Consider the following 11,164-nt stretch of genomic DNA (forward strand, 5'->3'; position numbering starts at 1 on the left):
GGATGCCGTCAAAGGAATCCGTCACCGACACCGAAGTGCCGCTATGACGGGGTCATGCATGATTCATGCACTGGCTTTTAGCACACTGTTGAGTTCTCAAGAAACGGACGCGACCACCATCACCCGAAACCCTCCGAGAAGGTCCCACGCTCCGGGGCGTTTCACCGTTTGTTTTTCTTTTGTCTTGCTGGTCTTAATTCTTCCCGACCGGCTCTTCCGTGTCAAATCCGCCCCACCGGGACTTATTTGACCCGAAACCCGCCAACCGACAGGAATTCGACCACCCCGTTTCCGAGGCAACCCCTCTAACTTACCCGAACCCCCAGCCCGGCGCAAAACCACCGAACCAGAAGATCCACAAAGAAGAGGAGCACCGGCAACCAGCCCGCGCACACACAACACAACCACCGAAGTGATCGAGAAGGAGTGCGCCGAACCGCGCCGACACCAGAAGATTACCAGGGGTCCGGCACCGCCATGACCCGGTTTGAGAACGACCGGCCCCGCAGCGGCGGCTGTTCCCCTTCGCGCCGGCGAGGGAGGCCGGGCGTCGAAGCGTTCAATACACCGCACGGCGGGGACTATTCCCGCCTGGCCGTCCCGGGGAGGGGCGGGCGTCGTTTTGTCGCAACACACCGGCCGCCTGCGGGTATTCCCGCAGGTCATCGTCGCGATGTTCCTCCGCATGCCGTACACCGCAAAACGTACGAGCGGGTAGGGACAACCAGATCCCGCTCTCAGGCATCTACTTAGCGCCGCGGCGATCACGCCGGCATGGCACGGACGATCGGGGAGGCACGACGTGAGGGACGAAAGCCGTGGGTGGCCGTCGTCCCCCGCGTTCCGGGACGGCTCTGGTGGGCCGTTCCCTTCCCACGCAACCGAACGTCAAGCCGCTCGCAATCGCCCCGCGCTACGAACACGATGCGGAAGTCCCCGTACGGCGCCAACCCGGCCGCCCGGACTTCCGTCGCTGGAGGTGGCCATCATCATGCGGTCGGAGTTCGACGACATCCGCGCCCACATCACCGCCGAGCCGCCGCGCCCGGGCGACCTGCTCGAGCTCGTGCACTCCCTGTTGGACGACTTGGAGCAGTTGCGATCGCGCGAGTCGATCCTGCGCTCGCACTATCTCGCCCTGCTGATCGCCGCTCGCGCCACCGTGGCCGCGGACGCCGGCGGGCACCCGGCACCGCTCACCTTCCTCCGGCACGAGCTGGCCGAGCATGGACAGCTTCCCGATCAGTTTCCCGATGACGAGCAGGCGCAGCGGGTGTTGTCCGACGCCGCGGCCGCGCAGGCCATGCTCTCCCCCCTCGACGAGACGCCGCCGCGGCGGCCCCGCACCGCCCGCGGCCCCCACTGCAGCGGAATGAGCCGCAGGTTGCGGGGCTGACCCCGCCGCCTGCGGCTCAGCCGCCGGGGGTGAGCTCGTGCACGAAGACGACCCCCGGGTAGGCCGGGTTGTCGGTGAGCCCTTGGACGTTGCCCAGATAGGCCCGCCGGTAGGTCAGCACCCACGGCACCGCCACCACCGCCTTCTCCTGGATGAGGCCACGCTGGAGGTCGGCGTACGCCCCCTCGGCGGAGGATCGGCTGTTCGTCACCAGTGACGGCAGACGCTCGATCTTGGCGTCGACGTCCCCGCTCTTCAGGTAGGCGAGGTTGGAGGACACCGGTCCGGCGCTGTGGAAGAAGTTGAGGAACAGCGAGTACGCGTCGGCGTAATCCGGATACCAGTACATGACGAAGATGTCATGACTCTTGGCCTGGTCGGCGGACCTGCCCTGGTCCCGCTGTTCCTCCCAGCGCATCGCCTTGGCATCGAGCTGAATGTTCAGCTCGGCGAGCGCGCGCTTGAGCGTGCGCACCAGCAGTTCCTCGTCGTCGTCCCCCTGCGCGTAGGTCAGCGTGAGCCGCAGCGGCTTGCCGCCGGGGCCGTATCCCGCCTCGGTGAGCAGCGCGGACGCTCCGGCGAGGTCCTGCTTCTGGGTCAGGCCGGGCGTGTGACCGAGCAGGCCCTCGGGCACCAGACCGGGGGCCGGCGCCACCGCCCCGTGAAGCTGGGTGATCAGGCCGTCGTAGTCGACGGCCTTCTGCACCGCCTTGCGCAACCGTATGTCGGCGAGTGGGCCGGAGGCGGTGTTGAACAGCATGAGCAGGTTCTGGAACGACGGCACCTGCAGCGTGCGAACGCCCGGGGTCGCGCTGACCCGGCGGAACAGCTCGGGGCTCAGCCGCTGAACGTAGCTCGCCTCGCCGCTCAGCAGCAGCCGGTACGCCCGGCCGGGGTCGGGGGTGACGCGGAACTCGATGTTCCGGTAGTGCGGGCCGTCCCAGCCGCCCCAGTAGCGGTCGAAGGCGCGCAGCAGCAGTTCCTTCTCCCGCCCCTTCTTCCAGCTCGCCACGGTGTACGGCCCCGAGCCCGCGTCACGGCCGGCCTGGAACCACTTCTTGAGGTCGCCCGAGCCCGCCGCTCGCGTGTCGTAGATGTACGCGGCGTAGTCGGCCGAGGCGATCAGGTCCAGCGGGGCGGCGTACTCGAGCCGGAACTCCACGGTGAGCGGGTCCTTGACCGTGATCCGCTGGACGGGGTCCCAGATGTAGGCCGCCCCGGCGCCCATTCGCTTGGTCCGCTCGATGGACGCCTTCACCGCGTCGGCGTCCACCGGCCGCCCGGTGTGGAAAATTACGCCGCTGCGCAACGTGAACGTCCAGACCTTGCCGTCGGGCGACGTCTGCCACCGCTCGGCCAGGCGCGGCGCCGCCCGCCGAGTTCTGGGGTTGTACGTCGTCAGCGAGTCGTAGATGTTCTCCATCGCGACGACCTCGCCGGAGTACGAGCTCGCCGGGTCCCAGTCGGCGACGATGCCGAGATGGTGCAGGTAGACGAAGGTGGAGTCTTTCGCCGACGGGAGGTTGGGCGCCGAGATCTCCTGGACCTCGTCACCCCCGCCGCAGCCCGCGAGGGCCAGCACGGCCATCATCCCCAGCACGAGAAAACGGCGCATGCGTGCGGGTCCTTTCCATGTCCACCATGATCGACGCTACTGCAAGATCACGATTGGACACGATATTTTCGGCCATCCGATCACAGAGCCCTCAACCGGCTCACGCGCTGCTAATCTCTATCTCTGTCGCAAAAAAGGTTTATGTGAGGCTTCTGCCTCACTGGGCGAGGTGCCATGAGTCCGCGCAGGCGTGACCGGCCGATCAGGTCCCGGCTCGTCGGCCTGCTGCTCGTCCCCCTCTTCTCACTGATCGTCCTGTGGGTCGTCACCGCCGGCGTCACGATCGGCGACAGTCTGAGCCTGCGTACGTACGACACGCTGTGGTCCACTCTGCGGCGGCCCGCCGACACTCTCATCGTCGATCTGCAGGCCGAGCGCCTGACCACGGCCCGATACCTCGGTTCGCACCAGACGAGCGACCGCGACGTCATGGTCCTTCAGCGTCAGCGGACGGACAGGACCAGGGAGAAGGTCCGGGCGCTGGCCCTGTCCGACCGCTCCCGCTCGGCCACGACAGCGGCGATGCGCAGGCGCGTCGACGAGATGCTGACGGGACTCGGCCGCATCGACGAGATCCGCACGGAGATCGACGAGAGGCTCGCGTCACGGCTGCGCGCCATCGAGACCTACAACCTGGTCAGCGACGCGATCTACCGCATGCACCACAGCCTGGCTCTGATCGACGACATCCCGCTCTACCAGCAGTCGCGTGTGGTGATCTCGCTGGGATACGCCAACGAGCTGCTGACCCGGGAGCAGGCGCTGGAGGCGGGCGCCGCGGCGTCCGGCGGTCTCACCGACGAGGAGCGCAAGCTGTTCACCCAGCTCGTGGGCAACCGCCGGTTCCTCATCGACCAGGCCCTGCCCGAGCTGGACGCCGGTCTGCGCCAGCTCCACGTCAACCTGATCACCACTCCGCTCTACCAGCGGCTGCGGCTGCAGGAGGAGCAGATCATCTCGGCGCCCAAGCTCTCGGCGCGTACGCAGAGGGTGTGGCAGTCGACCTCCGACGACCTGGCCGAGTCGTTCCAGAAAACGCAGACCGAGGCGGCGGCCCTGCTCGCCCAGCGCGCCGCGCCGATCGCCGACTCGATCCTGCGGCGGGCCGTGCTGGCCGGGGGCTTCGGCCTCCTCGCGGTCATCGCCTCGATCCTGATCTCTCTGCGGGTCGGCGGACGCCTCGCCCGCGAGCTGGCCGGCCTGCGGCAGGCCGCGCTCGACCTCGCGAACAAGCGGCTGCCGGAACTGCTGGCCAAGCTCAAGCGGGGCGACGACGTCGACGTGGCCGTCGAGGCGCCCCCGATCCGGACCACGGGCGGAACCGCCGAGATCCAGGACGTGGGGCGGGCCTTCTCGACCGTTCAGGAGACCGCGGTGGAGGCCGCCGTCGGGCAGGCTCGCCTGCAGCGGGGTGTCAGCCAGGTCTTCCTCAACCTGGCACGGCGCAGCCAGACGCTGCTGCACCGGCAGCGGGCCCAGTTGCACGGCATGCAGCGCCACACGACCGACCCGGACATGCTGGAGGAGCTGTTCCGGCTCGACCACCTGACGACCCGCATGCGCCGCCACGCCGAGGGCCTGATCATCCTGTCCGGCAACGCCCCCGGCCGCGCCTGGCGCAAACCCGTCCCGATGTACGACGTCGTGCGCGGGGCCGCGGCCGAGGTGGAGGACTACGCCCGGGTGAACGTGCTGCCCATGGAGGACCACGGGCTCGACGGCTCCGCGGTGGCCGACGTCATCCACCTCATCGCCGAACTGATCGAGAACGCCACGGCCTTCTCGCCGCCGCGCACGTCCGTGCTGGTACGCGGCGAGGTCGTCGGCATGGGCTTCGCCGTCGAGATCGAGGACCGCGGACTCGGCATGACCAAGGAGCGGCTCGCGGAGCTCAACGAGCGCCTGGCCGACCCACCGGAGTTCGACATCGCGGACACCGAGCGCATGGGGCTGTTCGTCGTCGCGCGCCTGGCCGCGCGGCGGGACATCCGCGTGACCCTGCGGCTTTCGCCCTACGGAGGAACGACCGCCATCGTGCTGATCCCGTCCACGCTCATGGTCGGCCCCAAGGATCCCGACCTCGCCCGTCTCGTCTCGGGAGAGGTCACTCCGGAGGACATCATCCTCGCCTCGTTGAAACGAGGGCCGCAGGAAAACGAGAACACCGGCGAGGAGGACCGGAAGTGACGGAACGCATGCAGGACCAATGGCTGGACGAGGAGGCCGGGCCCGTCGTGCCGGCCTACGCCCTGACCCGCGGACGCGTGCGACCGTCCAGCCAGGAGATCGACCTCGTCGCCATCGTGACCGCGACCGGCGGGCCCACGCCCGTGAGTCTCGGCCCCGAGCAGTGGATGATCCTCAGCCTGTGCGCCCGCGCGGCGTCGCTGGCGGACATCGCCGCGGCGATCGACCTGCCGCTCGGCGTCGTACGGGTGCTGGTGGGCGACCTCCACGAGCAGGGTCTCGTACAGGTGCGCCCACCCGCCAACGTCGCGCGTTTCCCCACCGAGAAACTCCTCGGCGAGGTGATCAACGGCCTGCGGGCCCTGTGATCCGCCGGATGCCAGGGCCCGCGGATCACAGGGCCCCCGGGTGGTGCCGCTTCCCGCTGGGACGCGATCAGCGCAGCGGGTCGAACTCCCGCAGGGCGGCCGGCTGCTTGCCGGTGGTGATCTGTTCGGCGACGAGCCGTCCGGTGGCCGGGCCCTGGGCCAGGCCCCACATGCCGTGCCCGCCCGCCACGTAGATCCCCGGGGCGTCGGTCGCGCCGATCAGCGGACGCCCGTCCGGCGTGACCGGCCGGGGGCCGACCCAGACGTCGGTGCGTTCCTCCCAGCGCACGCCCCGCAGCAGGGGCCGGGCCGAGGCGATGATCGCCCGCAGCCGGGCCTCGACGGCCGGGGCGTCGGGGTCGCGGAACTCCATCGTGCCCGCGACGCGCAGCCCACCCTGATAGGGCGTGCACGCCACCCGCACGTCCGGCAGGTAGATCGGGCCGGGAACGGGATGATCCACCGGGACGGTGAACGAGTAGCCGCGGCCGGCCCGCACGGGGACGCGTACGCCCCAGCGGCCCGCCAGCCGGGACAGCCAGGCGCCGGTGGCCAGCACCGCCGCGTCGGCGGACAGGGCGGCGCCGTCACGGGCCACCACGACGACCTTCTTGTTGTCGGTGCGCACGTCCGCGACCTCGAAGGTCTCCACGGTGGCACCCCGGGCGACGACGGCTTCGCCCAGCGCGTGCACGAAGCGGCCGGGGTCGACGTAGCGCTGCCCGTCGATCCGCACGCCCGCGGTCAGGGCCTGCGAGGCGAGCGGCACGGCCTCGGCCAGCTCCCGCGCGCCCAGCGGGGTGTGGTCGACCGGCTGCCCGGCCTCGGCCATCCTGCGCAGCTCGTGCAGCAGGCCCTCGGCCTGACGCGGCGTGCGGAACCCGGCGGTGATCGGCGCGTCTTCGACGGGGGCGGCCACGCCGTTGGCGGCGAGCACCTCGTACGCCTCGACGCACTCGTCGTTGAGCGGCAGGTTGGCGCGCACCGCCCGGGTCCACGACGACCACCGGCAGTTGGCGGCGAAGCGGGTCAGGAACGCCCACAGTCCCGGGTCGACGGTCGCCGGGATGTGCAGCGGCGCGGCCGGATTCACCAGCGAGCGCAGGCCGTAGCGCAGGACGGAGGGCTCGTTCAGCGGGATGGCGAGGCCTGGCGCGATCCAGCCCGCGTTGCCCCACGACGCGCCCGCCGCCACGCCGCGGCGGTCGACCACGGTGACCTCCACACCGCGTTCCTGCAGGAACCACGCGGTGGACAGGCCCACGATGCCGGCACCCACCACGATCACCGACCGCGGCCAGCCGTCGATCCGCTCGGCGCCGGTCATGTCCCACCTCCACACCAGGAGACTGCTTTCCTGGTCAGGATGGCCCGTACGGCGGCGCGTACGGTTGTGGCGGCCGCACAATCGCGGCGCCCTTCTTGTGGGCGCCGGACAACCTCCTAGTCGTCCTCCGCGGCCAGAGTGATGACCATGGCGAGGCGCTTGCGCGGGTCGTCCAGGCCCAGCGGGGTCACCTCGCCCATCCTGCGCAGCCGGTTGCGAACCGTGTTGACGTGCACACCGAGCCGTTCGGCCGCGACCGCGAGATCCCCCTGGGCCTCCAGCCACGCCCGCAACGTCGCCACGTAGCGGGTGTCGTGGAGGGCGTCGTGCCTGCGCAACGCGCTCAACGGTCCGCGTGCGGGGACGCGCCCCGCCCGCGCCGCCGCGCGTAGCCGCTGCAGCAGGATGTCGTCCCAGGACTCGTCGTACGCCGGCGGCCCATCCATAGGCACGGCGGGGGGCCTGTCCCTCTCGTGCAGCGCCAGGCACTCCTCCGCCTCCCGGCGGGCGGCCGGCAGATCCGCGGCCTGCGCCACCGCGCCGATCCCGGCCGCGACCCGCACCCGGGGCGGCAGCCCGGCCCCCAGCGCGGCCACCCATTCCCGCGCGGCGGCCACTCCCGCGTCCGGCAGGATCGTGTAGAGCGTGTCGCCGAGCAGCGTGCTCCGCCCCGGCCTGGACCAGCCGAAACCGGTGGTGGCGCGTTCGAAGGCCAGCAGGAGCATGGCGTGCGGCTCCTCGGCGGTGTGCGTGCGCACCGCGACGACCCGCATCTCGCGCGCGGGCAGCCCCAGCCGGCTGACCAGGGTCGCGGCGTCGGCGGTGCCTTCGAGCAGCCGGACGACCAGGTCGGACTCCACCTGACGTTCGAGGTCCGCGCTCGCCCGGGAGCGCAGCAGGTGCAACGCGACCGTGCGCGCGCCGTTCGCCAGGGCGCTGTGCCGCGTCCCGGTGAGGGGGCTGCCGCACGTCACCCACACGGACCCGAGCAGCTCGCGACCGGCTCGCACCGCCACCGCCATCCGCCCGGTCATCCCGTGCCGCGGGTCCGGCTCGACGAAGATCGGCTCGTCCGTCGCAGCGAGGCGGGCGAACACCCCCCTCGCCCGGAAGACCTCACGCAGCCGCTCCGGCACCTGCCGCACCAGGATCGTCTCCAGCCGCGCCGGGTCGCCCGCCTGCTGCGAGCGGGAGTACGCCAGCACCCGTGAGAGCGGGTCCTCGATCGTCACGGCGCCCCCGACCGCGTCGGCCAGGCTGTCCGCCAGCGCGAACAGGTCCGTGGGCCCCCGCCCCGACTCGGTCTCCCGCCCTTCCAGCACCAGGCCGTAGACCACGCCCACGAGCTGGCTCCACGAGACCGCGGGGTCGACCAGGAGCACGGAGACGTCCAGGCCCTCACCGGCCGCGGCGGCCTCACGCTCGCTCCCGGCGCCCGCCCGGACCAGGACCACCGTGGCCTGCGCCGCGACCGCCCACCGCACCGCCTCGGTCACCGACCCGGCTCCCACGGCCACGAGCACGTCACCGGTGACCCGGCCGTCGGTGGCGTCCGGTATCGCCACGCTGCGCAGCCGCGCCGAGCGCCTCTCGGGCCGTCCGCACAGCCGCACGCCGTACGCGCCCAGCACGTTGACCAGGCGATCCAACGTGATCATGCGCTACTCCTGTCGGGAGGCCGACGGTTGTGCCGGACCGGACCCGCGAAAGGCCGAAGGCCCGGTCTCCGTTTCCGGAGGCCGGGCCTTCGTCTCTTGGTAGCGGGGACAGGATTTGAACCTGCGACCTCTGGGTTATGAGCCCAGCGAGCTACCGAACTGCTCCACCCCGCGTCGTTGTGTTCACAACCTTACCCGTCGCCGGGCACAGGTGCCAAATCGTTTGGCGGAACCGCGCCGCCGGCCGCGGGGCCGACGTCCGGAGAGGCCGCGTCGACAACGGCCTGGAGCAGGCGTTGCGGGTCCTCGGCCAGCCTGTTGCACACGTAGAGCCACCACTCGGTGCCGAAGACGACGTACTCACGGGTGGGATGGCCCTTCGCCGCCAGGGCGTCGAGGCGGTCGCGCCCGAGGCCGAGCAGGGTCTCGAACTCCCACGGCGCGCCGTCGTGCCCCGCCCCTCCGAGATGACGGTCGATTCGCCCGATGAGCTCCCAGTCGTGGGTGGCGAACGAGCACGGGTGCTCCGAGTCGGCCAGCAGTTCCGCGTAGCGCAGATAAGCGGCGCCCAGCGCCGGATCCTCCCGCCTGTAGGCCACGCTCTCCGGCTCCAGGAAGGCGCCCTTGACCAGGCGGATGCGACCGGGCAGGTCCAGCAGTGCCCGCAGGTCCGCGTCCGTGCGATGCAGCCGCGCCTGAACCGTGATCCCCACGTGGGCGAAACGCTCGCACAGGCGGCGGTGCACCGACAGGACGGCGTCGGTGCGGCCGGTGCCCTCCGCCGAGATCATCAACTCGCGCCCGGTGCCCGCGGCGGCCTCGGCGATGCGGGCGGCGTTGTCGAAGGCGAGATCCTCGCCGACGGCCAGGCCGATGTGCGAGAGGTCCAGGGAGATCGAGACTCCCGGGGCGAGCCTCATGGCGGCGTCGACGAACACGCCGGTCTCGGCCACGGCTCGCCGCGCATCGCGGCAGCTCTCGCCCATGTACTCGAGGCTCGCCCGGTGCCCGCTCGCGATGACCTCCGTCACCCGCTCCAGCGCGGCCTCGACGCTCTCCCCGGCAACGAAGCGCCGGGCAACCCTGCGGGCGAGCGGGCCGAGCACGGGATGCGCCGGCACCCGCCACTTGAGGTCCTCGTCGAGCGCGAGCCCGCGCAGGATCTGAGCCGCCTTCGCGGACGTCTCCTCGGTAACGGTGAAGGTGTCGCTCATCGGTTCCGCCCAGCTGTCGATGGTGAGAAGGGGCGCGGCCACGGCTTCGCCGCTCCGCGTGCGGCCGGTGGGCCGGCCTCCTGGGCACCACCCTCCCAGCCGCGATCCCGGCCCGGGGAGAGGCAGGAATGCCCAGTAGGCTGAAATTCCTGCCATTCCGCGACGCGGGGTCGCCGCGGCCGTATCCCCGGAAGGAGCAGCCCGATGCTGCGTGACGTGGCCGTGCTCGCCCTCGACGGCGGGCACGCCTTCGAGCTGGGGGTGTTCTGCGAGGTCTTCGGCATCGACCGCAGCGACGACGGCCTGCCCGCGTACGACTTCGCGGTCGTCTCCCCCACGGGGACGAGCGTGCGGACCAGGCACGGCTTCGGGGTCGAGACGCCGCACGGGCTGGAGAGGCTGGCGTCGGCCGACCTCATCGGCGTCCCGGCCCACGATCCGCGTACACGGCACCCGGAGGAACTGTTCGAAGCGCTCCGAGCCGCGGTACGGCGCGGCGCCCGCGTGCTCAGCATCTGCTCCGGCGCCTTTCTGCTCGGCGAGGCCGGTCTGCTGGACGGCCGCCGCTGCACCACGCATTGGCGCTACGGCGACGAACTCGCGCGCCGCTTCCCGCTGGCCCGGGTGGAGCTGGACGTCCTCTTCGTCGACGAGGACCCGGTCATCACCGGCGCCGGCACCGCGGCCGGGATCGACACCTGTCTCCACCTGGTGCGCAAGGAGCAGGGCAGCGCCGTCGCCAACGACATCGCCCGGCGCATGGTGGCGCCGCCGTACCGGGACGGGGGCCAGACGCAGTACATCAAGCGCGCGGAGCCCGAACGGGGTGCGGGGGCGCTGGCGTCGCTGCTGGTGTGGCTGCAGGCCAACCTCCATCGCGAGCTGACGGTGGAGGGCATGGCCAGGCGCGCGCACATGTCACCCCGCACCTTCGCCCGCCGCTTCCAGCAGGAGATCGGCACCACGCCGCTCCAGTGGCTCACCGAGCAGCGCCTACTGCTGGCCCAGCGGCATCTGGAGAACACCGACGAGCCGATCGCCACCATCGCCGAGCGGTCCGGGTTCGGCTCGATCGACACCCTGCGTCACCACTTCGCACGGCGTCTGGGCGTCACGCCCCACGCCTACCGGCGCACCTTCCGCGGCAGGACGGCGACCACGCGTTGACGACGGCGGCTCACCGGACGGATCAGAAAATCACGGCGGACAGCAGGAAACCCCCGAACCCATGGGTTCGGGGGTTTCCATTTGGTAGCGGGGACAGGATTTGAACCTGCGACCTCTGGGTTATGAGCCCAGCGAGCTACCGAGCTGCTCCACCCCGCGTCGGCTCTACGAGACTATCCCGGCATCGGGCGGGAGGCAAACCGGAGCCCCGCGCCCGTGGGGACGCGGGGCT

8 protein-coding genes and 2 tRNA genes are annotated in these 11,164 nt (G+C 71.1%); 4 read left to right on the top strand and 6 right to left on the bottom strand.

All coding sequences use genetic code 11. The features are described 5' to 3' along the window. The first annotated feature begins 991 nt into the window (after nt 1-991). Entirely contained in the window at nt 992-1,396 is a 405-nt protein-coding gene (locus tag ACQPZZ_RS34320; RefSeq protein ID WP_432925951.1) for a hypothetical protein, read from the top strand. Nucleotides 1,397-1,412: 16 nt separating this feature from the next. Here the strand turns inward: ACQPZZ_RS34320 and ACQPZZ_RS34325 are convergent, their stop codons facing one another. Beyond that, entirely contained in the window at nt 1,413-3,011 is a 1,599-nt protein-coding gene (locus tag ACQPZZ_RS34325) for an ABC transporter substrate-binding protein (RefSeq protein ID WP_432925953.1), read from the bottom strand. 174 nt (nt 3,012-3,185) lie between these two features. Here ACQPZZ_RS34325 and ACQPZZ_RS34330 point away from each other — a divergent pair, with 174 nt between their 5' ends. Together ACQPZZ_RS34330 and ACQPZZ_RS34335 are read left to right on the top strand one after the other, a co-directional pair. After that, a complete protein-coding gene (locus ACQPZZ_RS34330; protein WP_432925955.1) occupies nt 3,186-5,198 on the top strand; it encodes a sensor histidine kinase in 2,013 nt (670 codons plus the stop codon). Further along, nucleotides 5,195-5,566, top strand: a complete 372-nt coding sequence (locus tag ACQPZZ_RS34335; protein ID WP_363646884.1) for a DUF742 domain-containing protein — start codon at nt 5,195-5,197, stop codon at nt 5,564-5,566. The genes ACQPZZ_RS34330 and ACQPZZ_RS34335 overlap by 4 nt, the downstream gene beginning before the upstream one ends. A gap of 67 nt (nt 5,567-5,633) precedes the next feature. Here ACQPZZ_RS34335 and ACQPZZ_RS34340 read toward each other — a convergent pair whose 3' ends face one another. From ACQPZZ_RS34340 to ACQPZZ_RS34355, 4 genes are all read right to left on the bottom strand, one after another. Next, nucleotides 5,634-6,893 (bottom strand): NAD(P)/FAD-dependent oxidoreductase, encoded by a 1,260-nt coding sequence (locus ACQPZZ_RS34340; protein ID WP_432925958.1) that lies wholly within the window; start codon nt 6,891-6,893, stop codon nt 5,634-5,636. Nucleotides 6,894-7,009: 116 nt separating this feature from the next. After that, nucleotides 7,010-8,551, bottom strand: coding sequence for a PucR family transcriptional regulator (locus ACQPZZ_RS34345; RefSeq protein ID WP_432925960.1), 1,542 nt, complete (start codon nt 8,549-8,551; stop codon nt 7,010-7,012). Between the two features lie 97 nt (nt 8,552-8,648). Next, a tRNA-Met gene (locus ACQPZZ_RS34350) sits at nt 8,649-8,725 on the bottom strand. Between the two features lie 17 nt (nt 8,726-8,742). Next, nucleotides 8,743-9,807 carry a proline dehydrogenase family protein gene (locus ACQPZZ_RS34355; RefSeq protein ID WP_432925961.1) on the bottom strand — a complete coding sequence of 355 codons (1,065 nt, stop codon included), beginning with the start codon at nt 9,805-9,807 and terminating at the stop codon, nt 8,743-8,745. Nucleotides 9,808-9,969: 162 nt separating this feature from the next. Here ACQPZZ_RS34355 and ACQPZZ_RS34360 point away from each other — a divergent pair, with 162 nt between their 5' ends. Further along, entirely contained in the window at nt 9,970-10,932 is a 963-nt protein-coding gene (locus ACQPZZ_RS34360) for a GlxA family transcriptional regulator (RefSeq protein WP_432925963.1), read from the top strand. Nucleotides 10,933-11,014: 82 nt separating this feature from the next. Here the strand turns inward: ACQPZZ_RS34360 and ACQPZZ_RS34365 are convergent. Continuing rightward, nucleotides 11,015-11,091, bottom strand: a tRNA-Met gene (locus tag ACQPZZ_RS34365). Between the last annotated feature and the right edge of the window lie 73 nt (nt 11,092-11,164).

The organism is Microbispora sp. CA-135349 (genome assembly GCF_050947365.1).
Classification (GTDB): domain Bacteria; phylum Actinomycetota; class Actinomycetes; order Streptosporangiales; family Streptosporangiaceae; genus Microbispora.

Excerpts from the sequence above, each read along its gene's own strand:
- ACQPZZ_RS34360 (WP_432925963.1), top strand. The coding sequence starts at position 9,970 with ATGCTGCGTGACGTGGCCGTGCTCGCCCTCGACGGCGGGCACGCCTTC.
- ACQPZZ_RS34320 (WP_432925951.1), top strand. The coding sequence starts at position 992 with ATGCGGTCGGAGTTCGACGACATCCGCGCCCACATCACCGCCGAGCCG.
- ACQPZZ_RS34330 (WP_432925955.1), top strand. The coding sequence starts at position 3,186 with ATGAGTCCGCGCAGGCGTGACCGGCCGATCAGGTCCCGGCTCGTCGGC.
- ACQPZZ_RS34340 (WP_432925958.1), bottom strand. The coding sequence starts at position 6,893 with ATGACCGGCGCCGAGCGGATCGACGGCTGGCCGCGGTCGGTGATCGTG.
- ACQPZZ_RS34325 (WP_432925953.1), bottom strand. The coding sequence starts at position 3,011 with ATGCGCCGTTTTCTCGTGCTGGGGATGATGGCCGTGCTGGCCCTCGCG.
- ACQPZZ_RS34345 (WP_432925960.1), bottom strand. The coding sequence starts at position 8,551 with ATGATCACGTTGGATCGCCTGGTCAACGTGCTGGGCGCGTACGGCGTG.